Origin of the sequence: Streptomyces sp. BB1-1-1 (assembly GCF_031597775.1) — a bacterium.
GTDB classification, from domain to species: domain Bacteria; phylum Actinomycetota; class Actinomycetes; order Streptomycetales; family Streptomycetaceae; genus Streptomyces; species Streptomyces thinghirensis.
In genome coordinates this window covers 2769937-2792912 of sequence record NZ_CP134203.1, presented here as the reverse complement: position 1 = coordinate 2792912, position 22976 = coordinate 2769937, and the positions used below count along the sequence as shown (strand labels likewise).

The following is a 22976-nucleotide window of genomic DNA, read 5'->3' as shown; positions in this document are numbered from 1 at the left end:
GCGCCGCGACCCCGGCACGATCCAAACGGCACTCCCTAGGTCGTCCGCTTGCCGTTCCGTACGCGGGAGGTGCAGTTCTGTACCGGAGCGGCAAGCTCCCCGCCCACGTCCTCAGCGGAGCTGGGAGAGGACCTCGGCCCCGAGCCGCCGTACGTTCTCCTCGGTCGCCGCGAGGTCTCCGGACCCCTCGACGAGCAGGGCGAAGCGGTTGATGCCGGTCCGCTCGCCGGTCGCCGCGAGCCGGTCCGCGCACAGCCGGGGCGGGCCCACCGGGTGCAGTCCGCAGAGCAGTTCGGTGTACGCGTGCGGGTCGCGCATCTGCCGGGCGCGGCCGTCCACCGTGACATGGGCCCCCAGGCCCTGACGCAGCCAGCCGGGCATCGCCTTGAGCAGGGTCTCCGCCGCGTCGACGCGCCGGTCCGCGATCTGGCAGACGCCGGCCGAGACGTGGGCCGCGCCGTGGATCTCCGCCGCCGGCCGCCCGGCCGCGCGTGCGTGCTGCCGCCACAGGGCGACCATCTCGGCCTTCTCCTCGTCGCCGACGTGCATCCCGAGCAGCATCGGCAGCCCCCGCTCGGCCGCCATGCGCACGCTCGACGGGGACGTGCAGGCGACGACGACCTCGGGGCCCGCGCCTTCCGTCAGGGACTCCGAGGGGCGCGGGACGACGGGCACCTCGCGGAACCGGAAGCGTTCGCCCGAGGCGCCGACGGCCGGTTCGCGCAGCCAGCGGACCAGCAGATCGAGTGACTCCGGGAAGTCCTTCTCGTACGCCTCCAGGCCCGCGCCGAACACCTCCAGGTCCACCCACGGGCCGCCCCGGCCCACGCCCAGCGAGAACCGGCCGCCGCTCGTGACGTGGAGCAGCGCGGCCTGCTCGCCGAGGGCCACGGGGTGGACGGTGGGCAGCACGCTGACCGCGGTGCCGACCCGGATGCGACGGGTGCGGCCCAGCAGCAGCGCGGCCAGCGTCACGGCCGAAGGACACGTGCCGTACGGCACGAAGTGGTGCTCGGCCAGCCAGACCGTGTCGAGCCCCGCCTCCTCGGCGACCTCGGCCGAGCGGACCGCGCGGTGCAGCGCCTCACCCTGGCCCTGGCCCGGGAACTGGGCGCCCAACACGAAACTTCCTACGCGCATTGCTTTTCCTGCTTCCTCGGCTCCGACCCGGAGCTCCCCCACAGGGCATAACCGTCTGACACGTGCCGAGGACACGGCCGGGCGGAGAGATTTGCGGATTGTCTGCAGAATCGGCCGTTGTGCAGGGCCTTCGACGGTCCTCGACGGCCCCCGTGGCAGCTCCGCACGGGGGAGTCGCGGTGGTCGGCGGCGTACGCGTACCCCTGTCCGTGCCGCGTAGGCTGGTCGCCGCCCGTATTCCCTGTATAGCTCCGTGAGGTGTCCTGTGTCCCCGCGTCGCAACCGACCCAAGGGAGCCGGTTCGTCCGGCCGGAGCGCCGAGGACGACGGCTCCGGCCGCTACGGCGGCTGGCAGTCGTCGGAGAGCTGGCAGGGCGAGGAGTGGAGCGTACGGCACGTGGCGGGCGCGAGCGCGCAGGGGAAGGCGTACCGCTGCCCGGGCTGCGACCAGCTGATCCCGGACGGTGTCCCGCACGTGGTGGCCTGGCCGGCGCACTCGGGCGTCGACGACCGCCGGCACTGGCACAAGTCCTGCTGGAACGCGAAGGACCGCCGCACCACGCGGGTGCAGCGGTCCCGTAACGCGCCGAAGTTCTGAACCCTCCTACACGTCCCGCTTCTCCAGCAGCGCGAACGCGCCGGCGAACGCGGCGGCCGTCACGCCGAGCATGATCCACAGCGGGTCCCAGCCGGACGGGCCGGAGTCGCTGAGCGAGTTGGCGTAGAAGATGCTCATCTGGTTGGGGATCGAGTACTCGAACAGGGCCTGCTGCACGTCCTTCAGCGACTCCGAGAACATGAACAGCGCGATCACCAGCGGGGCGAGCAGCGTCCCGATCATGATCGTGATGGCGCCCGCGGAGTGCCGGATGATCGAACCGATGGCGAGCGAGAGCAACCCGAGCAGCGCGACGTAGAACGAGACACCGACCGTGGCCTTCAGCCACTCGGCTCCGGTGGGCTCGTCGGCCCCGTTGCCCTCCAGGAGCGCCATGTGCATGAGGGCGACGAGCGCGGCGGACACCAGTGTCACGACGAACGCCACCAGGAAGAAGACGATCCCCTTGGCCGCGAGGACCCGGCCGCGGCTCGGGCAGGCGGTCATCGTGGTCCGCACCATGCCGGTGCCGTACTCCGACGCGGTGGTCATCACGCCGAGCGTGATGACGCAGATGCTGCCGAGGAGCAGTCCGAAGAAGCCCATCTCCAGCGAGTTCGAGCCGGAGAGGTCGGTCGAGGAACTCGCCACCACCAGGCCGGTCAGCAGGCCGATGCCGACGACCAGCAGGACGAACACGCCCAGCGTCCACATCGTCGAGCGCACCGACTTGATCTTCGTCCACTCGGAGGCGAGCGCATGCCCGAGGTGGGTGCGCACCACCGGGATCGGCGACGTGTACGTGGGGTACGGCGACCCGGGCGCCGCCTGCCACTCGGGTGCGGCCTGCTGCATCGGGGGCTGGGGCGTGCTCATCGGGCGTCCTCGGGCTTGGTCGGGTCGGTGACGGGCGCGGGGGCGGAAGCGGGAGAGGGGGCGACGCCGGGCGGTGCGGGGACCGGAGGCGCCTGCGGGGCCTGCGGGGCCTGCTGTGCCGCGTACGGGTTGACGGGCTGCCCGCCCGGTACCGCACCGGGCGCGGCCGGGGCGCCGTACGGTCCCGCCGGGGCCTGACCCGGCGCGCCCTGGGGCGCGGGGAAGGGCTGACCGCCCTGCTGGGGCGGCGGCGGGGCGTACCAGCCGGGCTGGCCCTGTCCGGGCACCGGCATCGGCGGCTGCGCGCCGGGCGGCAGCGGCTGCTGGAGCCCGGCCTTCTGGTCGGCGGTCGACCGGTAGTCGACGGCGCCCTGCGTCATCCGCATGTACGCCTCCTCCAGCGAGGCCTGGTGCGGCGACAGTTCCCACAGCCGTACGTCGCTGCCGTGCGCGATGTCGCTGATCCGGGGGAGCGCCAGCCCGGTCACCCGCAGCGCACCGTCCTGCTCGGACATCACGTGCCCGCCCGCCTCGGTCAGCGCGGACGTCAGCTTCTCGCGCAGCTGCGGATCGCTGTCCGGTGTCCGCACGCGCGCGAAGTCGGCGGAGTTGGCCGAGATGAAGTCCTTCACGCTCATGTCGGAGAGCAGCTGGCCGCGCCCGATGACGATCAGGTGGTCGGCGGTCAGCGCCATCTCGCTCATCAGGTGCGAGGAGACGAAGACGGTACGGCCCTCCGCCGCGAGCGCCTTCATCAGGTTGCGCACCCAGTGGATGCCCTCGGGGTCGAGGCCGTTGACCGGCTCGTCGAACAGCAGCACCTGGGGGTCGCCGAGCAGCGCGGCGGCGATGCCGAGCCGCTGGCCCATGCCGAGCGAGAAGCCCTTGGAACGCCGCCGGGCCACGTCCTGGAGGCCGACCACGCCGAGCACCTCGTCCACGCGCCGGGCCGGGATGCCCGACAGCTGGGCCAGGCTCAGCAGGTGGTTGCGGGCGGAGCGGCCGCCGTGCACCGCCTTGGCGTCGAGGAGCGCGCCGACCTGGCGGGCGGCGTTGGGCAGCTTGCGGTAGGGGTGGCCGCCGATGGTCACGTGTCCGGCGGTGGGGTTGTCCAGGCCGAGGATCATGCGCATCGTCGTCGACTTGCCCGAGCCGTTGGGCCCGAGGAAGCCGGTGACGGCGCCGGGCCGCACTTGGAAGGAGAGGTTGTGCACTGCGGTCTTGTCGCCGTAGCGCTTGGTCAGGCCGACAGCCTCGATCATGCTCCGCACCCATCGGAAGGTTCAGGACAGCAGGGCACACGCCCCCGTAAGGGTTAGGAGGATATCGAGGCGCTGACGGTTCCGTTCAAGCCCGGGCAAAATCCGGGCTCGGACGGAACACTTCCAGCGTCTGCCCGATCCTCGTCAGGCGTCCCGCCTCTTCAGCACAACGTACCCGCCGACGAGGGCCGCGATCACCCACAGTGCCATGATCCCGAGGCCGCCCCACGGGCCGTAGGGGACGTCGTCGTCGATCGGCGCCACCACCTGCATGATCTTGCTGCCCGCCTGGTCGGGCAGGAATCGGCCGACCTTCTCCGTCGCCGGGACGTTGCCCAGGATGTTGGAGATCAGGAAGAAGAAGGGCATCAGGATGCCCAGCGACAGCATCGGCGAGCGCAGCATCGCGGCGACGCCCATCGAGAACATCGCGATGAGCGTCATGTACAGGCCGCCGCCGATGACCGCGCGCAGCACGCCCGGATCGCCGATCGACGCCTTCAGGTCGCCGAGCATCGCCTGGCCGAGGAAGAAGGTGGCGAAGCTGGTGATCATGCTCACGATGAGGGCGAGAGCGGTGGCCACCGCGATCTTGCTGAACAGGAAGGTGCCGCGCCGCGGCACGGCGGCCAGCGAGGTGCGGATCATGCCGGAGCTGTACTCGTTCGCCACCACCAGCACCCCGAACACGATCATCGCCAGCTGGCCGAGGCTCGTTCCGGCGAAGCTGATGAAGGTCGGGTCGAAGGTGAGCTGGTCCCGCTCGCTCATGTTGCCGAACTCGCTCTTCGACAGCGCCGAGATCAGCATGCCGAGGGCGATGGTGACGACCACGGCGAGGCCCAGCGTCCACACGGTGGACGCGACCGACCGGATCTTGGTCCACTCGGACCGTACGACCTGTGTCGCCGCCATGCTCATCCCTTCCTCCAGTCGCTGCCCCACTGCTGCCGCCCCTGTTGCGGCCCTTGTTGCTGCTGGTGCGGTGGAACCGGACCCGGCGGCTGCCCGTCGTGCGCGTGATACTCCACGGACTCCGCGGTCAGCTGCATGAACGCCTCCTCCAGCGAGGCCCGCTGAGGGCTCAGCTCGTGCAGCACGATCTGGTGCCGTGCCGCCAGCTCCCCGATCGCCTCCGACTTGTCGCCGTCCACCTCCAGGACCTCGGCCCCGGTCTCCACGACCGTGATGCCGTCCCCGTGCAGTACGTCGAGCAGCCGCTCGCGCTGCGGGGTGCGGATCCGGACGTAGCTGCGCGAGTTCTCCGCGATGAACTCGGCCATCGAGGTGTCCGCCAGCAGCCTGCCTTGGCCGATGACCACGAGATGGTCCGCCGTCAGCGCCATCTCGCTCATCAGGTGGGAGGAGACGAAGACCGTACGGCCCTGGGAGGCCAGGGTCTTCATCAGATTGCGGATCCAGTGGATGCCCTCGGGGTCGAGGCCGTTGACCGGCTCGTCGAACATCAGGATCCGGGGGTCGCCGAGCAGCGCGCCGGCGATGCCGAGCCGCTGGCCCATGCCGAGGGAGAAACCCTTCGTCTTCTTCCGGGCGACCGCCGAGAGCCCGACCGTGTCCAGCACCTCGCGCACCCGGTTCGCCGGGATGCCGTTGCTCTGCGCGAGGCACAGCAGATGGTTGTAGGCGCTGCGCCCCCCGTGCCAGGCCTTGGCCTCCAGCAGCGCGCCGATGTACGTCAGCGGGTCCTTGAGCTGGTCGTAGTGCTTGCCGTCGATCCGGACGTCCCCGGCGGTGGGACGGTCCAGGCCCAGCACCATCCGCATGGTGGTCGACTTGCCCGCGCCGTTGGGACCCAGGAAGCCCGTGATGATGCCGGGTCTGACGGTGAAGGAGAGATTGTTGACCGCCACCTTCTCGCCGTACCGCTTGGTCAGCCCCTCGAGCTCGATCATGGCGCCCACGCTAAAACGTGACGAAGCCCTCTGCCACCCCAGTGACAGAAGGCTTCGTACTTGTTACGCCCTTGTTGGCCGGCGTACGCCCCGGGTCAGCGGGACTGCTGGGCCGGCACCCCGCGGGAGACGGGCTCGTCCTCGGCCGGCGTACCGGCGGCGGCCACCGCGGCGCCCGTGAGGGTCGCCAGCATCTCGCGCACGTTGGTCAGCTGCGCGTTGATGGAGTCGCGGCGGTTGGTGAGGGCCGCCAGCTCGCGCTCCGATTCCGAACGGATCCGGTCCGCCTTGGCGTTGGCGTCGGCCACGATGTCCTCGGCCTGGCGCTGCGCCGTCTCGACGGTCTGGCGGGCGCGGCGCTCGGCGTCCGTGCGCAGCTTCTCCGCCTCCAGGCGAAGCTGCTCCGCGCGGTGCTCGATCTCCGCGAGGCGCTTCTCGGCCTTGGCCTGACGGGAGGCCAGGTCGCGCTCGGACTGCTCGCGGCGCTTGGCGAGGTTCGTCTCGAAGTCGGCGGCGGCCTGCGCGGCCTTGGCGCGGGTCTCCTCGAAGAGGGCGTCCGCCTCCTCGCGCTTGGACTGCGCGTCCTTCTGCGCCTCGGAACGCAGCTGCGAGGCGTCGCTCTTGGCCTTCTCGACGATCCGGACGCCCTCGTCCTCGGACTTGGCCTTGCGCTCGGCGGCGTACGACTCCGCGTCGTTGCGCACCTGCTGGGCCGCCGACTCGGCCAGCTCGCGGTGCTGCTCGGCCGCGCGCCGGGCCTCCTCGCGCAGATCCTTCGCCTCTTCCTCGGCGAGGCGCAGGATCTTCTCGACCCGGGCGCCGAGACCGGCGTACGACGGCTCGGCGTCGTTCACCTGGGCCTGGGCGTTCTGGGTTTCGAGGTGGAGCTCCTCGATGCGCTTTTCCAGAGCGGTGATGCGGGCGAGAGCGCTGTCACGGTCGGAGACGAGCTTGGAGATACGTTCGTCCACCTGAGCGCGGTCGTACCCACGCCGCACAAGCTCGAAGCCGTAGGGGGAAGTGTCGCTCATGGGGTTCCTGTCGAAAGAGACCGGTGAGGTGATAGAGGGAATCCTAGGCGCCAATGCGGTGTGTCATCGAGCGGATGCACGTTTGATACGGAGAATGACACCTCTTTTGGGTGGCAGGCCCACGGATGGCTTGCCAAAGTTCAGGTCAAGGGTCTGGTCAGGACTCCGGCCAAAGATCTCCAGCAGATCATCGAATCCGCCCCGGGCGCTAGCCGTCTGACGACTTGCCACCCGAACGTGGGGCGCCCACCGTGGCACCGGCCTTGACCCCGTTGTCCTTGCCGCCGCCCGTCGGCGCCTCGAAGGACTCCAGCGCCTCCAGCACGTCCTGCACCCGGGAGATCTCCGCGTTGATGTCCTCGCGGCGCCGCACCAGGATCTCCAGCTCGCGCTTGCCCTCCTCGACCGTCTGCCGGGCCTCGCGGACCGCCTCGGCCTTGAGCTCCTCGGCCTCCCGGACCAGCGACACCTTCTTCTGCTCGGCCTCCTTGAGGAGCCCTTCCGCCTTCTTGACGGCGGCGATGCGCACCTTGCCGGCCTCGGAGTTGGCCTCCGACACCAGCTCCTTGGCCTTCGCCTCCGCCTTGGCGAGCTGCTCCTCGGCGGCCTTGATGAGCGCGTCGCAGCGGTCGCCGGCCGACTTCATCGTCTCGGCGGCCTCGCGGCGGGCCCGCTCGTGCAACTCCTCGATCTCGGAGGTGAGCCGCTCGCGCAGCTCCTCCGCGCGCTCCCTTATGGCGGTGGCGTCCCGGCGGGCGCCGACCAGCAACTCGTCCGCGTCCGTACGGGCCTTCTCCACCCGGGTGTTGCCCTCGACCGTCGCCTGCGCGACGATCCGGTCGGCCTCCGTGCGGGCCGCGCCGACCATCGTGTCGGCCTGCGACTCGGCCTCCGCGGTGGCCTTCTGGGCCTGCTGCTGGGCCTCGGTGAGCAGCTTGTCGGCCTCGGCCGTGGTCTCCGTGATGAGCGTGTCGACCTGCTCGGCCGCCTCCGAGCGCCGCTTGTTGGCGTCCTTGCGGGCCTCGTCGAGGGTGCGCTCGGCCTCCTCGCGGGCGGCCGCGGTGACCCGCTCGGCCTCCGCCGCCGTCTCGGCCTGGAGACGCTCCGCCTCGGTGCGGACGCGCTCGGCGTGCTGCTGCGCGGAGCCGACCGTCTCGGCGGCCTCGGCCCGCAGCCGCTCGGCCTCGCCGGTGGCGTCCGAGACCAGCTGCTCGGCCCGGGCACTGGCCTCGGCCCGGACCCGGTCCGCCTCGGCGACCGTCTCGGTCCGCAGCCGCTCCGCCTCGTCGGCCGCCTCCGTCCGGACCCGCGCGGCCTCGTTCGCCGCCTCGGTGCGGACGCGCTCCGCCTCCGCGACCGTCTCCGTCCGGATCCGGTCGGTCTCGGCCGCGGTCTCCGTGGTGAGCCGCTCCGCCTCGGAGCGCGCCTCGGTGATCAGGGTGTCCGCCTGCGTCGCCGCGTCGGACCGGATGCGGTTGGCGTCCTCGCGGGCGTCCGCCCGGGTACGGGACGCGGACTGCTCGGCCTCGGCGATGGCGTCGGAGGCCTCCGTGCGCACCCGCTGGGCGTGCTCGGAGACGTCCGTACGGATCCGCTCGGCCTCCGTGATGGCCTCGGACACCGTCCGCTCGGCCAGCGCCTTGGCGGCCTCCGTCTCCTCCTGCGCCTCGCGCCGCAGCCGCCCGGAGTCCTCGCTCGCCCGCTCCCGCTCCGCGTAGGCGTCGGCGCGGACCCGGTCCGCCTCCTCCTCGGCCTCGCGCCGGGTGCGCTCCGCCGCGTGCTCGGCGGCGCTGCGCAGTCCGGTGATCTCCTCCTGGGCCTGCTCGTGCAGCCCGGCGACCGAGTCCCGTACCTGCTGCGCGTGCTGGTCGGCGGCCGACACCATCTCGGTCGCGCGCCGGTCGGCCTCCTCGACCAGCCGGGTCGCCTCGGCCTGCGCCTCCTCCACGCGGTTGCGCGCCGAGGCCAGCAGCTCCTCGCTCTGCTCGCGGGCCCGCTCGCGCTCCTGGTCCGCCTCCTGCCGGGCGTCGCCGAGCAGTTCCTCGGCCTCGCGGCGGCGCCGGGCGGCCTCCTCCTGCGCGGCGGCCAGCGCCTCGGACGCCTCGGCCGCGATGCGCTCGGCGGCGGTCTGCGCCTCCGCCCGCACCCGGTCGGCGCTCTCCTGCGCCTCCGACTTCAGCCGCTCCGCCTCGTTGGCGGCCTCCGACCGCAGGCGTACGGCGACGTTCTCGCCCTCCGCGCGGGAGGCGGAGGCGTCCGCGGCGGCCTCGGTGCGCAGCCGCTCGGCCTCCGTCTCGGCCTGCTGCTGGAGCGTACGGATCCGCTCCGCCGCGTCCGTGCGCAGCCGCTCGCTCTCCTCGGCCGCCTCGCGGCGGATCCGCTCGCCCTCCTCACGGGCCTCGGTCAGCGCCTGCTCGGCGGCGGCGCGGCGCTCCTCCGCCTCGGTGTGCAGCCGCGTCAGCTCCTCGGCGGCCTCCGCCTGCCGGGCCTCGACGGCGCGCTCGGTCTCCTCGCGCAGCTCGCGGGCGGCCCGCTCGGCGTCCGCCTGGAGCTCCTCGGCGCGCTCGGCGGCCTCGGTGCGGTGCCGCTCGGCCTCGGCGCGGGTGCGCTCCAGGGTCTCCTCGGCCTGCCGGCGCAGGGTCGTCGCCCGCTCGATGGCCTCGGCGCGGACCTTCTCGCCGTCGGTCGTGGCGCTCTGCCGCAGCTCGTCGGCGTCCGCCTTGGCCTTGGCGAGCAGCTCCTCGGCGGTCTTCGCCGCCTCCTCGATCTGCGCCACGGCCTCCTTGCGGGCCTCGGCGCGGATCCTCTCGCCCTCGGCGACGGCGTCGGCGCGCAGCTGCTCGGCCTCGCCGCGCAGCCGGCGCGCCTCCTCCTGCAGCTCGACGGTCTTGGCGCGGTACTCCTTGGTGTCGTCCTTCGCCGCGCCCTTGAGCTCGGCGGCGATGTCGTGCGCCTCGGCGCGCAGCCGGTCCGCCTCGGCCTCGGCCTCGGTGCGGATCCGCTCGGCCTCCTCGGTGGCGGCCTTCGTGGTCCGCTTGGCGTCCTCCGAGGCCTTGTTCAGCACGTCCTCGGCGGTCTTGGCCGCCTTCGACAGCTGGGTGGCCGACTCCTCGGCGGTGAGCGTACGGGCCTTCTCGGCCGCCTCGGCGACGATCTTCTCGGCCTCGGCGCGGGCGTCCGCGACCAGCTGCTCGGCCTCGCTCTTGGTGGACTCGGCGTCCTTGGTGGCCTCGCCGACCAGCCGGGCGACCTGCTCCTTGGCGGTGCGGGTGCGCTGCTCGTTGGTCTGCTCGGCGCTCGCGAGGGCCTTGGCCGCGGACTCCTTGGCCTCGGCGACCACCTTCTCGGCCTCGGCCTGCGCCTTGCGCAGCGCCTCCTCGGCCTCGGACATCCGCTGCTCGGCGGCCCGGCTCAGCTCCTGGACCTGGCGGCGGGTCGACTCCGACTCGGTGGCGGTGGAGCTGCGCAGCTGCTCGGCGTGGTCGGTGGCCTCCTGCGCCTGCGTGGAGGCGGCGTTCAGCAGCCGCTCGGCGTCGGTGCGGGCGCGGCGCAGGATCTGCTCGGCCTCGCCGCGGGCGCTCTCGGCGTCGTCCCGCAGCCGCTGCCGGGCCTCGGACGTCAGCCGCTCCGCCTCCGCCCGGGCCGCGGCCAGGGACTGCTCGGCCTCGGCACGGGACTCGTCGAGCAGCCGGCGGGCCTGCTGCTCGGTGCGGGCGCGCAGCTGCTCGGCCCAGGCCACGTTCTCGTTGACGTGCGACTCGACGGTCTGCCGGCGCTCGGCCAGTTCCTGGTCCAGCTGCTGGCGGCGGGTCACCGCCTCCTGGTGCAGCTCGGCCTGGAGCCGGGCGGCCTGCTCGGCGTGCTCCTGGAGGATGCGCTGCGTCTGCGCGCGGGCCTGGCTCAGCTCCCGCTCGGCGTCCGCGCGCAGCTGGTCGGCCTGCGTCTGCGCGTTGCGCAGCAACTGCTCGGCCTGGTACCCGATGTCGCCGCCGTCGAAGGCGGGCCGGGACATGATGGTGCGCCGCGCCTCGTGCAACTTGGCGCGCAGCACCTCGACCTGGTAGCCGAGGTCCTCGGCGTGCTGGATCGCCTTTTCCCGCTCGGTCTTCAGCCGCTTCATCTCGGCCTCGAACCGAGAGAGGTGGTCGACGTCAGCCGCCGGCTCTCGCTCCTGGCTCTCGTAGCCCCGCACTGCGCGGTCCCATCCGTCCCCTGGTCGCAAATCTTCCCGAACGAGCTCCGTCCGTCCAACGGACGGGGCCCCCGGGGAATGGTGTCAGATCAACGGCGGAGCATGCGCTTCTGCCCCGGCGTCCGCCCCCCGAAACACGACCCCGGCGGTCCCGCCACCACAGACGACAGGACCGGGTCACCCTGGACTGAGCGGCGACCGCACCCAACCCTACCGGCCCATATGTACGAGAGTCAGTGCTCAGGTGACTCAACGGCCGCCGAAGTGACCAGTTCTGTCAGTACGCCATGGCAGTCCTTGGGGTGCAGGAAGGTGATCCGCGACCCCATGGAACCCCGCCGGGGCTCGTCGTACAGAACGCGTACGCCCTTGTCCCGGATGTCCGCGGCGTCGGCGTCCACGTCCGCCGTACCGAAGGCGATGTGGTGGACGCCCTCGCCGTTCTTGGCGAGCCACTTCCCGACCGCGGAGTCCTCCCGGGTCGGCTCGAGGAGCTGGAGGTACGAGGCCCCGCCGTCCGACGTATCGTTGATCTTGAGCATGGCCTCGCGCACGCCCTGCTCCTCGTTGACCTCGGTGTGGAACACCTCGAAGCCATAGGTGGCACGGTAGAACTCGACGGTCGTGTCGAGGTCGCGGCAGGCGATTCCGATGTGGTCGATTCGCGTCAGCATGGATTCAGTGCAGCGCTCCGGAGGTGGTTACGCAACGTGCGCGCGATCACACCGACCGCCGGGTGACGGGCGGCATACCGCTCAGTACATTCGAGTAAACCCTCGTTCACTCCTCGGCCTGTGCGGGCCGGAAAAGGGGATCGCAGCTCATGTCTTCCGGAATCTCTGAAACCGCTGGAACGAACGGCACGACCTCCGTCATCGTCGCGGGTGCCCGCACCCCGATGGGGCGGCTCCTCGGCTCGCTGAAGTCCTTCTCCGGCGCCGACCTCGGCGGCTTCGCCATCAAGGCCGCGCTCGACCGCGCGGGGATCGGCGGCGACCAGGTCCAGTACGTGATCATGGGCCAGGTGCTCCAGGCCGGCGCCGGGCAGATCCCGGCCCGCCAGGCCGCCGTCAAGGCCGGCATCCCCATGAACGTCCCGGCGCTCACGGTCAACAAGGTCTGCCTCTCCGGTCTCGACGCCATCGCGCTCGCCGACCAGCTCATTCGCGCCGGTGAATTCGACGTGGTCGTGGCCGGCGGCCAGGAGTCCATGACCAACGCCCCGCACCTGCTGCCGAAGTCCCGCGAGGGCTACAAGTACGGCGCGGTCCAGATGATCGACGCCATGGCGTACGACGGTCTGACCGACTCCTTCGAGGGCGTCGCCATGGGCGAGTCCACCGAGAAGCACAACACCCGCCTCGGCATCGAGCGCGGCGTCCAGGACGAGATCGCCGCCCTGTCCCACCAGCGCGCCGCCGCCGCCCAGAAGAACGGCGTCTACGAGGCCGAGATCACGCCGGTCGAAATCCCGCAGCGCAAGGGCGACCCGGTGCTGTTCAGCAAGGACGAGGGCATCCGCGGCGACACCACCGCCGAGTCGCTGGGCAAGCTGCGCCCGGCGTTCTCCAAGGACGGCACGATCACCGCGGGCTCGGCCTCGCAGATCTCCGACGGCGCCGCGGCCGTGGTCGTCATGAGCAAGGCCAAGGCGCAGGAGCTGGGCCTGGAGTGGATCGCGGAGATCGGCGCCCACGGCAACGTCGCCGGGCCGGACAACTCTTTGCAGTCGCAGCCGTCCAACGCCATCCGGCACGCCCTGAAGAAGGAGGGCCTGGAGGTCGGGGACCTCGACCTGATCGAGATCAACGAGGCTTTCGCGGCCGTCGCCGTGCAGTCAATGAAGGACCTCGGCGTCTCCACCGAAAAGGTGAACGTCAACGGCGGTGCCATTGCCCTGGGCCACCCCATCGGCATGTCCGGCGCCCGGCTCGTGCTGCACCTGGCGCTGGAACTGAAGCGGCGCGGCGGCGGGGTCGGCGCGGCGGCGCTGTGCGGCGGCGGCGGCCAGGGTGACGCGCTGATCGTGCGGGTACCCAAGGCCTGAGCGCGCGGTACGCCTTCTCGCCTTCTCGCCTTCAACACCGAACGAAGCTGAACGGAGCTGTGATGCAGGACGTCTCCTCGCTGGTCGCCCAGGCCAGGGAAGGCCGGCCGCGGGCCGTGGCCCGGCTGATCTCCCTGGTGGAGGGGGCGTCCCCGCAGCTCAGGGAGGTCATGGCGGCCCTCGCGCCGCTGACCGGCGGGGCGTACGTGGTCGGCCTGACCGGCTCGCCGGGCGTCGGCAAGTCCACCTCCACCTCGGCGCTGGTGACGGCGTACCGCAAACAGGGCAAGCGGGTCGGCGTGCTCGCCGTCGACCCGTCCTCCCCCTTCTCCGGCGGCGCCCTGCTCGGCGACCGCGTCCGGATGTCGGAGCACGCGTCCGACCCGGGCGTCTACATCCGCTCGATGGCGACCCGCGGCCACCTCGGCGGCCTCGCCTGGGCCGCGCCGCAGGCGATCCGCGTCCTCGACGCGGCGGGCTGCGACGTGATCCTCGTCGAGACGGTCGGCGTGGGCCAGTCGGAGGTCGAGATCGCCTCCCAGGCCGACACCTCCGTCGTCCTCCTCGCCCCGGGCATGGGCGACGGCATCCAGGCGGCCAAGGCCGGAATCCTGGAGATCGGCGACGTCTACGTCGTCAACAAGGCCGACCGCGACGGCGCGGACGCGACCGCCCGCGAGCTGAACCACATGCTGGGCCTCGGCGAGTCCCGCGGCCCCGGCGACTGGCGCCCGCCCATCGTCAAGACGGTCGCCGCGCGCGGCGAGGGCGTCGACGAGGTCGTCGAGGCCCTGGAGAAGCACCGCGCGTGGATGGAGGAACGGGACGTCCTGGCCGAACGCCGCCGCACCCGCGCCGCCCGCGAGGTCGAGACGATCGCCGTCACCACCCTGCGCGAACGCATCGGCGACCTCCACGGCGACCGCCGCCTGGGCGCGCTGGCGGAACGCATCGTGGCGGGCGAGCTGGACCCGTACCGCGCGGCCGACGAACTGGTGGCCGGGCTGACGAGCGGCTGACGCCGAAGCAGAGAAAGCCGAAGCAGAGAAACCCGGTGCGGCCGCAGTGCCGCGCCGGTATGTTGACCCGCGTGTTCCTCCTCTTGGCCTAGGGCCCGCCCCGCACGCGACCGCCGCACCCGGCCGTCGCGTGCTTCGGCGTCCCCTCGTTGCCTTCCTCTGAGGAACCTTCCGTGTCCACGCATGCTCCGCGGCCCTCGTATGCCGCCGTCCTCCGTGTCCCCCATGCGCGCCGTACCTTCGCCGCCGCTCTTGTCGGCCGGCTGTCGTACGGCACGATCTCCCTCGCCCTGATGCTCTCCCTGACCCGGTCCACCGGGTCGTACGCCGTGGCCGGCACGGTACTGGCGATCTTCGGCGCCACGGGCGTCTTCCTCTCCCCCTACCGCGCGGCCCTCGTCGACCGGCACGGCCCGCGCCGCGCCCTGCTCCCCATGGCGCTGCTCTACGCCGCCCTGCTCTGCGCGCTGGCGGCGGTCTGCCGGGAGCCGGGCACGCCCGCGGCCGTCCTCGCGGCGACCGCCGCGTTCGCGGGCGCCTGCACGCCCCCGCTCGGGCCCACGATGCGCGCGGTGTGGGCCGAACTGCTGCCCGAACGGGCCATGCTGCAGCGCGCCTACAGCCTGGACGGCGTCGCCGAGGAGCTGCTCTTCGTCTCCGGCCCGCTCCTGGTCGGCGTGGTGATCGGCATCGCCCCGCCGACCGTCGGCATCGTGCTCAGCGCGGTGCTGGTGGCGGTGGGCACCCTCGCCTTCGTCACGTCACCGGCGGCGGGCGTGCTGCGTCCGGCGGAGCGTGCGAAGGACGACTCCGCGCCCTCCGGCCGAGGGGGAGCGGGGCAGGGGCGTGCCCTGCTGCAGCCCGTCGCCGTCGCCGCGGGCGTCGGCATCTCGGTGAGCGCCGTCGACCTCCTCGTCGTCGCCTTCGCGGGTCAGCGCGGCCTCGGCGGCGCCACCGTCGCCTGGGTGCTCGCGGCGCTGTCGGCGGGCAGTGCGGTCGGCGGGCTCCTGAACGGCGCCATCGCCTGGAGTTCGTCCGCCCGCGCCCGGCTCCCGTTCCTCGCGGCCGGCCTCGGTGTCTGCCTGGTCGCCGCGGGCCTCGCGTCCGGCGTCGGCACGCTCGTCGTGGCCGTGGTCTGCGCGGGCCTGTTCGTGGCACCGGCGCTGACGACGGCTTACCTGATCGCCGACGAGAGCGCGGCGCCCGGCTTCCGGATCCGGGCGGGAGCCTGGTGCAACACGGCCGTGAACGCCGGTAGTGCCGCCGGCGCCGCGGCGGTGGGCCTGCTGGTGGAACGGCTGCCGCTGCCGGTCTGCTTCGCGGTGTCCGGCGCGGTCGCCGCGGCGGCGGCGCTGGTGCCGGGGCGCCGCCGCGGCCGGTCCGTCGAGCGGTCGGGACTGCTCAGTCGTCGTCCGAGTCGTCGGAGTCCGAGTCGTGCGAGCGGTCGGCCGTGACCTTGCCGGTCTTCAGGTCCACCCGCCAGTCCTGCTCGGCCTTGCCGGAGGACCGCGTCTCGACCTCCCAGGCCGCCTTGCCGTCGCCGTAGTGGCCGTCGTCGTCCAGCTCCACGGAGGTCACGGTGCCGTGGCCGGCCGCCGCCTTCGCGGCCTCGGCGGCGTCCACGGACGAGCCCTTCAGGGCGGCCCGCACCTCGTCGGTGTCGTCCTCGTCGTCCGTCTCCGAGCCGATGACCTTGCCGTCGGCGGGGTCGATGCGCACGCTGTGCCAGGTGCCGTCACCGGCGAGGACGTCGACCTCCCAGGCCGCGCGCTCACCGTCGTCGTCGCCGTCCTCGTCGTCCAGTTCGGCGGAGACGGCGGTGCCCGGCGCCTTCTTCAGGGCGGAGGCGATGGCGTCGGCCGCCGTCACCTTCGCGGAGGCGGCGCGCTCACCGTCGTCGTCACGGTCGCGGGAGTCGTCGGCGTCATCGCCGTCGTCGTCCCGCGCGCCGGCGTCGTCGTTCGCGTCGTCGTCCGCGGCCCGGACGTCCGCCTGGCGCGTCGTACCCGGGTCGTCGTCCCCCGAGGTCGCCAGAGCCGTCGCCGTACCGCCTCCGATCAGTGCGGCGGCGGTGACGACGGCGATCACGATGTTGCGCTTCATGCGGTTCCTCCCGAGACATGTAAGTCGTACAAATTCGTTCGGGTCGATGTGATTTCGACGCCTTCACTGTCGCGGACCGACGCTGAGGCCAACCTGAAGCCGCCTGAAGGGATCTTCAGCTTGGTTTTGCGACTCTTTACGCATGCGCCTGTTGATCGTGGAGGACGAGAAGCGTCTCGCCGTGTCGCTCGCCAAGGGCCTCACCGCCGAGGGCTATGCCGTGGACGTCGTCCACGACGGCCTGGAGGGCCTGCACCGGGCCGGCGAGGGCACGTACGACCTGGTCATCCTCGACATCATGCTGCCCGGCCTCAACGGCTACCGGGTCTGCGCCGCCCTGCGCGCCGCCGGGCACGACGTGCCGATCCTCATGCTCACCGCCAAGGACGGCGAGTACGACGAGGCGGAGGGTCTGGACACGGGCGCGGACGACTACCTCACCAAGCCCTTCTCGTACGTCGTCCTCGTCGCCCGGGTGAAGGCCCTGCTGCGGCGCCGGGCGCAGGGCGCGGGCGCCTCGCCCATGCACGTCCACGGCGACCTGAAGGTCGACACCGCCGCCCGCCGGGTCTTCCTGGGCGAACGCGAAGTCACCCTCACCGCGAAGGAATTCGCCGTCCTGGAGCAGCTCGTGGTGCGGGCCGGACAGGTCGTGTCCAAGGCGGAGATCCTGGAGCACGTCTGGGACTTCGCCTACGAGGGCGACCCCAACATCGTCGAGGTGTACGTCAGCGCCCTGCGGCGCAAGCTGCGCGCAGGTCTCATCCGCACCGTGCGCGGCGCCGGCTACCGGCTGGAGGTCGAGCGATGAGCCGGCTCCTCGGGTCGGTCCGGGCCCGGGCCACGCTCGGCGCCACCCTCGTGGTCGCCGTCGCCCTCGTCGCGGCCGGCACCGCCGTCCTGCTGTCCCTGCGCTCCAACCTGCTCGGCGAGGCCGGCACCCAGGCGGAGCGCTCCGCGCGGGAGGTCGCCACCGAGCTGGCCGTCGGGACGCCGTACGCCGAACTGTCGCTGGACGTGGACGACCGCCCGGTGCAGGTCGTCGACGAGGACGGCGGGCTGGTCGCCGCCAGCGAGGACCTGGAGCGGATCAGCGGCACCGGCGTCGACGCGGTGCAGCCGCAGCCCAGCCCCACCGGAGACGGTGACGGCGACGACGACGGCGACTCGGACGACGATGACGACTCCGGCGAGTCGCTGGAGCCCGGCGAGATCGGTGAGCGGACCACCGTCAGCGACGGTTCCGCGACGATCGACGGCGACACGGAGGACTACCGCTTCGCCGCCGTACCCGTGCAGAACCGGGCCGGGGACGACCTGACCGTCTACGCCGGCGCCCCGCTCTCCGCCGAACACGGTGCCGTGAACACCGCGCTGACCGTCATGCTGATCGGCTTCCCGCTGCTGCTCGCGGTCGTCGGGTGGGTGACCTGGCTGGTCACCGGGCGCGCGCTGCGCCCCGTGGCGGGCATCCGCCGGGAGATGGCCGCGATCACCGCCAGCGAGGACCTCGCGCGCCGCGTCCCGGTGCCGGACACGCACGACGAGGTGGCCCGGCTCGCCTCGACGACCAACCGGACGCTGGCCGCCCTGGAGTCCTCGGTGGAGCGGCAGCGGCGCTTCGTCGCCGACGCCTCGCACGAGCTGCGCAGCCCGATCGCCTCGCTGCGCACCCAGCTGGAGGTGGCCGCCGCCCACCCGGAGCTGCTCGACCTCGACGGCGCCGTGGAGGACACCGTACGGCTGCAGCGGCTCGCCGCCGACCTGTTGCTGCTGGCCAGGCTGGACGCGGGGGAGCGGCCCGCCGACGCGCGCGTCGACCTCGCGGCGCTCGCGCGGGAGGAGGCCGGGGGCCGGAGCGGGGTGAGCGTGCGGGCCGAGGACGATGACGCGGGCGAGGTGACGGTGGCCGGGTCGCGGGGGCAGCTGGGGCGGGTGCTGGCCAACCTGCTCGACAACGCGCAGCGGCACGCCCGCTCGGCGGTGGAGGTGTCCGTCCGGCGGGACGGCGACGCGGCCGTGGTCGCGGTGGCCGACGACGGGGAAGGCGTGCCGGCGGCCGACCGGGAGCGGATCTTCGAGAGGTTCGTACGGCTCGACGCCGCCCGCAGCCGCGACGACGGCGGGGCGGGGCTGGGGCTGGCCATCGCCCGTGACGTCGCCGTGCGGCACGGCGGCACGCTCACCGTCCACGAAGCACCGGCAGGCGGCGCCCTGTTCGAGCTCCGCCTGCCGGGTGCCTAGGCCTGCGTGATCAGGTGCGTCCGCGCTGCCCCCGCAGGTGCTCCGCGATCGGCTTGAGCGCCTTGTCGAGCTCGGTCAGGGCCTCGGGGGCCAGCAGGTCGATGAAGTGCCTGCGAACGGACGCCACGTGGTGCGGCGCGACCTTCCGCATCGTCTCCAGGCCGTGCTCGGTGAGGACGGCGTAGAGCCCGCGGCGGTCGGACTCGCAGTTCTCCCGCCGGACCAGGTCCGCGTTCTCCATGCGGGTGATCTGGTGGGAGAGGCGGCTCTTGGACTGCATCGTGGCGGTGGCCAGGTCGCTCATCCGCATCCTGTCGCCCTCCGACTCGGAGAGGTTCACCAGGATTTCGTAGTCGTTCATTGTCAGGCCGAACGGCTGCAGGTCCTTCTCGAGCTGGTGCGTCAACAGCCTGTTGACCTCCAGGTGGGTGCGCCAAGCACACTGCTCCGTATCGGTCAGCCAGCGGGTGGCCGTCTCGGTCTCCATGAATGAAGTCTACCTAAAAGGTTGAAAGGCGAACTAGTGAGGGGTTTTCCGTGACGGTGACGGTGCGCACGCGTTCGATGTCACACTCCGCAGATTACCGCTCACAGCCCGAAGCGGCGCTGGAGGTCCCCCAGCTGTCCGGGAAGCCCCGGTACCCCGGACCGGCCTGCGGCCGCTCCGGACGCGCCGCCGCCGGGCACCCCCGCCTGCTGTGGAGTGGCCCCCGTGGCCTGCTCCGCCATCAGCGCCTCGCTCGACTGCAGCAGCACCGTCCCCGCCCCCGCGAACTCGAACTGGTGCTCCTCCCCGGAGGCCCCGCCGAGCCCCGTCATCGCACGTAGACCGCCCATCAGGCCGGTCATGTACCCGTGGTCGTAGTGATGGCACGGTGACGGGCAGTCGGCCCAGCCGACCAGGGCCTGGGGGTCGACCCGGATCGGGGGTTCCATGAACACCACCGGACCGTTTGACGCGGCCACGAACTTTCCGGTTCCGATGAGTGTCAGAAAACCCGGCACGATCGACTGCTTGAGGGCGAGACTTGGCTGAAAAGCAAGCAAGTTGCCCGAGCGAATGGTCAGGTTGCCGTCTTCAAGGTCATACGAATTCACATCGAAGGCCCGGTCGGCGAGGAGCATCTTGCCCGAGCCCTCCGCCACGACCCAGTCGCTCGCGTGCAGAGGCGAATGGAAGGACGTGCGCATCAGACGGTCCAGCCGGCCGTGCCCGATCCCGTTGAACTCGATCGTGCCGTAGTAGGCGATCATCTTTCCCTTCTGCAGGAACCACTGGCTTCCCTTGAGCTCCACGCAGAAGGTGTACGCGTTGACGTTGTCGTCGGCCGGCAGCGTCGCCGGGTCGTGGTGGACCGTGCTCACAGCTTCTCCTCGGACGCCTGGACGAACACCGTGCCGCTGCCGCTCAGCTCCAGCTGGAACGCCTCGCCGGAGCCGCGCCCCACCATGTCCCGCCAGCCCATCGCCGTGGACAGCTTGTTGCGTACGTCGCCGTGGTGGGCGACGTAGGCCTGCGGGTCGACGCGCACCGGGCGCTGCGGGGTGATGGGGATCTCGAAGACGCCCCCGTGGGCCATCACCGCCACCGAGCCGTGGCCCTTCAGCGTCGTCGTGAACAGTCCCTGACCGCTGACCTGCCCGCGCACCATGCCCATGACCCCGCCCTGCGAGCCCAGGAACACGGTGCCCTGCTCCAGGGTGCCCTCGAAGGCGAGGAGGCGGTCCGCCTCGACGTACAGGGTGTCGCCGGCGAGGCCGATCACCTGCACGTGGTGGCCGCCGTGCCCGAAGAGCACGGTGCCGCTGCCCTCGACGGTCATCAGCGGCGTGTCCTCGTTCGCCACCCGGCGGCCGATCATCGACATGACGCCGCCCTGGCCGCCCCGCACGTTGGGGGTGAAGGACACCTCGCCCTGGTAGGCGAGCATCGCGCCGCGCTGACTGAACAGCCGCTGCCCGGGCGCGACGGTCGCCTGCACCATCTTGGAATTGATCTCCTGGAAGGCCATGGTCAGACATCCCCCGCGATCGTGTTCCGCTCGCTCGGCTGCACGTACACCAGGCCGTCGCCCTCGAAGCGGATCTGGAAGGCCTCGCCGCCGCCCTCGCCGAACAGCGTGCGGAAGGTCACACCCGACTGGAAGGACTGCCGCAGGTTCCCCTGGTGCGCGACATACGCCCCCGGGTCGACCGTCAGCGGGTACTGGGCGCTGACCCGCAGCACCACCGCCGGCCCGTCCGACATGATCGCCACCTGTCCATGGCCCTCCACGGTCGTGGTGAACAGCCCGTTGCCCTGGGAGGCGCCGCGCGTTCCCGTGAAGCTGGTGCCCGTCCGCAGCCCCGCGTCGGCCGCGAGGAAGTTGCTGGACTCGACGTACAGCGTGTCGCCCTGGAGACCCACGAGGTTGATCTCCGAGGCCCGGTCCGCGAACCAGCAGGTCCCGTGCCCCTTCACCTCCATCACCGTCATCTGCTCGCCGGTGATCCGCCGGGTCACCATGCCCCGGATCCCCTCACCGCCGCCGCTCAGCTTCTTGAAGGCCATCTCACCGTCGTACGCGACCATCGAGCCGTTCTTCGCCTTCACGGCGTCCCCGGTCATGTCGACGGCGAGTACCTTGCTGTCTTGAAGTCGGAACATCGCCACAAATGCGAAGGTAGCCCGCCGGACGGGCCCGCCAACAGGTTCCCGCCCCCCTCGCCCGGGCGCGTCGGCGGTTTGCCACAATGGACGCGCGCTTGTGCGCACGTTCACAAAGCCCCAGCTCGTCGTGATGCGCGGCGACTCTCCCACCGAAGGTGACCCGTGGACCTCAAGACCGCCTCCGCCCTCCGCCGCCTCCGCCTGGTCTCCGGCCCCGAGGCGATCTCGTTCCTCCTGCTGCTGGTCTGCTCCGTCCTGAAGCGGACCACGGACTTCAACGCGGTGCCCGTGATGGGCATGGTCCACGGCGTTCTCTTCGTCCTGTACGTGATCTTCTGGGCGGACGCCTGGAACCGCGCCAAGTGGTCCTTCGGCACCGCCGCCTTCTACTTCGTCATGTCGGTCCTGCCGACCGGCGGCTTCTTCGCCGAGCGCCGGCTCAAGCGTGAGGCCGAGAGCGCGGTCATCGCCTCCCGCGCCCGCCAGGAAGGGATCGTGGGCGCGTGATCGTCGCCTTCTCCGTGTCGCCGCTCGGCGTCGGCGAGGACGTGGGGGAGTACGTCGCCGACGCCGTCCGGGTGGTCCGCGAATCGGGGCTGCCGAACCGCACCGACGCGATGTTCACGTCCGTCGAGGGCGAGTGGGACGAGGTCATGGACGTCGTCCGGCGGGCCGTCGCCGCCGTCGAGGCGCGGGCGCCGCGCGTCTCCCTGGTCCTCAAGGCGGACATCCGCCCCGGTGTGACGGACGGCCTCACGTCGAAGGTCGACACCGTCGAGCGGCATCTCGCCGGGTAGCCGTGCGCGGCGGGCGATGGTATCGAAAGGCGAGACGGGGCTGACCGGCATGTGACCGGCCGGTATGGTCTGTTGCCGTGCCGAAGCCCCTCAGTCTCTCCTTCGATCCCATCGCCCGTGCCGACGAACTCTGGAAGCAGCGCTGGGGCGGCGTGCCCTCCATGTCCGCCATCACCTCGATCATGCGGGCGCACCAGATCCTGCTGGCCGAGGTGGACGCGGTGGTCAAGCCGTACGGACTGACCTTCGCGCGCTACGAGGCGCTGGTGCTGCTCACCTTCTCCAAGTCGGGCGAACTGCCGATGTCCAAGATCGGTGAGCGCCTCATGGTGCACCCCACCTCCGTGACGAACACCGTCGACCGGCTGGTGAGGTCGGGCCTGGTGGACAAGCGCCCCAACCCGAACGACGGCCGCGGCACGCTCGCCACCATCACCGACAAGGGCCGTGAGGTGGTCGAGGCGGCCACCCGCGACCTCATGGCCATGGACTTCGGCCTGGGCGCGTACGACGCCGAGGAGTGCGGCGAGATCTTCGCGATGCTCAGGCCGCTGCGGGTCGCCGCGGGGGACTTCGAGGAGGCCTGAGCGAGTCGCCGGGCCCGCCCGAAGATCGCGCGAATCGGACGGTTACGCTCGTACGCATGAAAAAGAGCGTGCTGACCCGCTACCGGGTCATGGCGTACGTCACCGGTGTGCTGCTGATCCTGCTCTGCCTCGGCATGATCGCCAAGTACGTGCTGGACATGGACGGTGCCGCCGACTTCACCCGCATCGTCAGCATCGCGCACGGCTGGCTGTACGTCGTCTACCTCGTCTTCGCCTTCGACCTGGGCGCCAAGGCGAAGTGGAAGGTCAGCAAGCAGCTGTGGGTGCTGCTGGCCGGGACCATCCCGACCGCCGCGTTCTTCGTGGAGCGCAAGGTCAGCCAGGAGCTGGAGGCCAGGGTCGCCGCGGCCGAGGCACCCGCGGTCGCCAAGGCCTAGGCAAGCGCTGCCAGGCGCTGCCAGGTCCTGACCGGCCCTGTCAAGCCCTCTCACCGCCGTACGGGCACCCGTACGGCGGTACCCCATCGACATTTACTTGGACGTCCTAGTAAATTCGA

23 protein-coding genes are annotated in these 22976 nt (G+C 71.7%); 10 read left to right on the top strand and 13 right to left on the bottom strand.

Features of this window, described 5'->3' with window-relative positions; translation table 11 throughout:
- Window positions 1–111: 111 nt before the first annotated feature.
- Window positions 112–1140, bottom strand: a complete 1029-nt coding sequence (locus RI578_RS12770) for an LLM class flavin-dependent oxidoreductase (RefSeq protein WP_310871203.1) — start codon at window positions 1138–1140, stop codon at window positions 112–114.
- 265 nt (window positions 1141–1405) lie between these two features.
- Here RI578_RS12770 and RI578_RS12765 point away from each other — a divergent pair, with 265 nt between their 5' ends.
- Window positions 1406–1738 carry an ATP/GTP-binding protein gene (locus tag RI578_RS12765; protein ID WP_310871202.1) on the top strand — a complete coding sequence of 111 codons (333 nt, stop codon included), beginning with the start codon at window positions 1406–1408 and terminating at the stop codon, window positions 1736–1738.
- Window positions 1739–1744: 6 nt separating this feature from the next.
- On the opposite strand, the gene RI578_RS12760 is transcribed toward RI578_RS12765, so the two are convergent.
- The 7 genes from RI578_RS12760 to mce all read right to left on the bottom strand — a co-directional run bounded on the left by RI578_RS12760 (window position 1745) and on the right by mce (window position 11686).
- Window positions 1745–2614 (bottom strand): ABC transporter permease, encoded by an 870-nt coding sequence (locus RI578_RS12760; RefSeq protein ID WP_310871201.1) that lies wholly within the window; start codon window positions 2612–2614, stop codon window positions 1745–1747.
- Window positions 2611–3876, bottom strand: a complete 1266-nt coding sequence (locus RI578_RS12755) for an ABC transporter ATP-binding protein (protein WP_310871200.1) — start codon at window positions 3874–3876, stop codon at window positions 2611–2613. Before RI578_RS12755 ends, RI578_RS12760 begins: the two co-directional genes overlap by 4 nt.
- A gap of 144 nt (window positions 3877–4020) precedes the next feature.
- Window positions 4021–4797: an ABC transporter permease gene (locus tag RI578_RS12750; protein ID WP_310871199.1), complete on the bottom strand. Its 777-nt coding sequence runs from the start codon at window positions 4795–4797 to the stop codon at window positions 4021–4023.
- Window positions 4794–5789, bottom strand: a complete 996-nt coding sequence (locus tag RI578_RS12745; protein ID WP_310871198.1) for an ABC transporter ATP-binding protein — start codon at window positions 5787–5789, stop codon at window positions 4794–4796. Before RI578_RS12745 ends, RI578_RS12750 begins: the two co-directional genes overlap by 4 nt.
- Window positions 5790–5884: 95 nt before the next feature.
- On the bottom strand, window positions 5885–6820 hold the full coding sequence (locus RI578_RS12740) for a cellulose-binding protein (protein WP_121749238.1): 936 nt from the start codon (window positions 6818–6820) through the stop codon (window positions 5885–5887).
- Between the two features lie 208 nt (window positions 6821–7028).
- Window positions 7029–11012 (bottom strand): polarized growth protein Scy, encoded by a 3984-nt coding sequence (gene scy / locus RI578_RS12735; RefSeq protein WP_310871197.1) that lies wholly within the window; start codon window positions 11010–11012, stop codon window positions 7029–7031.
- 233 nt (window positions 11013–11245) lie between these two features.
- Complete coding sequence (mce, locus tag RI578_RS12730) at window positions 11246–11686, bottom strand: methylmalonyl-CoA epimerase (RefSeq protein ID WP_121749240.1); 441 nt, start codon at window positions 11684–11686, stop codon at window positions 11246–11248.
- A gap of 149 nt (window positions 11687–11835) precedes the next feature.
- On the opposite strand from mce, the gene RI578_RS12725 reads away from it, so the two are divergent.
- The 3 genes from RI578_RS12725 to RI578_RS12715 all read left to right on the top strand — a co-directional run bounded on the left by RI578_RS12725 (window position 11836) and on the right by RI578_RS12715 (window position 15532).
- Window positions 11836–13059 carry an acetyl-CoA C-acetyltransferase gene (locus RI578_RS12725; RefSeq protein WP_310871196.1) on the top strand — a complete coding sequence of 408 codons (1224 nt, stop codon included), beginning with the start codon at window positions 11836–11838 and terminating at the stop codon, window positions 13057–13059.
- 62 nt (window positions 13060–13121) lie between these two features.
- Entirely contained in the window at window positions 13122–14078 is a 957-nt protein-coding gene (gene meaB / locus RI578_RS12720) for a methylmalonyl Co-A mutase-associated GTPase MeaB (protein ID WP_310871195.1), read from the top strand.
- A 173-nt stretch (window positions 14079–14251) separates the two neighbouring features.
- Window positions 14252–15532 carry an MFS transporter gene (locus RI578_RS12715; RefSeq protein ID WP_310871194.1) on the top strand — a complete coding sequence of 427 codons (1281 nt, stop codon included), beginning with the start codon at window positions 14252–14254 and terminating at the stop codon, window positions 15530–15532.
- Here the strand turns inward: RI578_RS12715 and RI578_RS12710 are convergent.
- Window positions 15480–16181 carry a PepSY domain-containing protein gene (locus RI578_RS12710; protein ID WP_310871193.1) on the bottom strand — a complete coding sequence of 234 codons (702 nt, stop codon included), beginning with the start codon at window positions 16179–16181 and terminating at the stop codon, window positions 15480–15482. The genes RI578_RS12715 and RI578_RS12710 overlap by 53 nt on opposite strands.
- A gap of 142 nt (window positions 16182–16323) precedes the next feature.
- Between RI578_RS12710 and RI578_RS12705 the strand changes: the two genes are divergently transcribed.
- On the top strand, window positions 16324–16992 hold the full coding sequence (locus tag RI578_RS12705) for a response regulator transcription factor (protein WP_310871192.1): 669 nt from the start codon (window positions 16324–16326) through the stop codon (window positions 16990–16992).
- Window positions 16989–18425: an ATP-binding protein gene (locus RI578_RS12700; protein WP_310871191.1), complete on the top strand. Its 1437-nt coding sequence runs from the start codon at window positions 16989–16991 to the stop codon at window positions 18423–18425. The genes RI578_RS12705 and RI578_RS12700 overlap by 4 nt, the downstream gene beginning before the upstream one ends.
- Before the next feature lie 10 nt (window positions 18426–18435).
- Here RI578_RS12700 and RI578_RS12695 read toward each other — a convergent pair whose 3' ends face one another.
- From RI578_RS12695 to RI578_RS12680, 4 genes are all read right to left on the bottom strand, one after another.
- Window positions 18436–18912: a MarR family transcriptional regulator gene (locus RI578_RS12695; protein WP_310871190.1), complete on the bottom strand. Its 477-nt coding sequence runs from the start codon at window positions 18910–18912 to the stop codon at window positions 18436–18438.
- Between the two features lie 101 nt (window positions 18913–19013).
- Window positions 19014–19790: an AIM24 family protein gene (locus RI578_RS12690; RefSeq protein WP_310871189.1), complete on the bottom strand. Its 777-nt coding sequence runs from the start codon at window positions 19788–19790 to the stop codon at window positions 19014–19016.
- Window positions 19787–20437: an AIM24 family protein gene (locus tag RI578_RS12685; protein ID WP_310871188.1), complete on the bottom strand. Its 651-nt coding sequence runs from the start codon at window positions 20435–20437 to the stop codon at window positions 19787–19789. Before RI578_RS12685 ends, RI578_RS12690 begins: the two co-directional genes overlap by 4 nt.
- Before the next feature lie 2 nt (window positions 20438–20439).
- Complete coding sequence (locus RI578_RS12680) at window positions 20440–21072, bottom strand: AIM24 family protein (protein WP_310871187.1); 633 nt, start codon at window positions 21070–21072, stop codon at window positions 20440–20442.
- Window positions 21073–21237: 165 nt separating this feature from the next.
- On the opposite strand from RI578_RS12680, the gene RI578_RS12675 reads away from it, so the two are divergent.
- The 4 genes from RI578_RS12675 to RI578_RS12660 all read left to right on the top strand — a co-directional run bounded on the left by RI578_RS12675 (window position 21238) and on the right by RI578_RS12660 (window position 22857).
- The gene (locus RI578_RS12675) at window positions 21238–21582 is read left to right on the top strand and encodes a DUF3817 domain-containing protein (protein ID WP_121749249.1); all 345 of its coding nucleotides are present in this window, start codon (window positions 21238–21240) and stop codon (window positions 21580–21582) included.
- Window positions 21579–21872 carry an MTH1187 family thiamine-binding protein gene (locus RI578_RS12670; protein WP_310871186.1) on the top strand — a complete coding sequence of 98 codons (294 nt, stop codon included), beginning with the start codon at window positions 21579–21581 and terminating at the stop codon, window positions 21870–21872. The genes RI578_RS12675 and RI578_RS12670 overlap by 4 nt, the downstream gene beginning before the upstream one ends.
- A 77-nt stretch (window positions 21873–21949) precedes the next feature.
- Complete coding sequence (locus RI578_RS12665; protein ID WP_121749250.1) at window positions 21950–22459, top strand: MarR family winged helix-turn-helix transcriptional regulator; 510 nt, start codon at window positions 21950–21952, stop codon at window positions 22457–22459.
- Window positions 22460–22515: 56 nt separating this feature from the next.
- Window positions 22516–22857 carry a DUF3817 domain-containing protein gene (locus tag RI578_RS12660; protein WP_310871185.1) on the top strand — a complete coding sequence of 114 codons (342 nt, stop codon included), beginning with the start codon at window positions 22516–22518 and terminating at the stop codon, window positions 22855–22857.
- The last annotated feature ends 119 nt before the right edge of the window (window positions 22858–22976 follow it).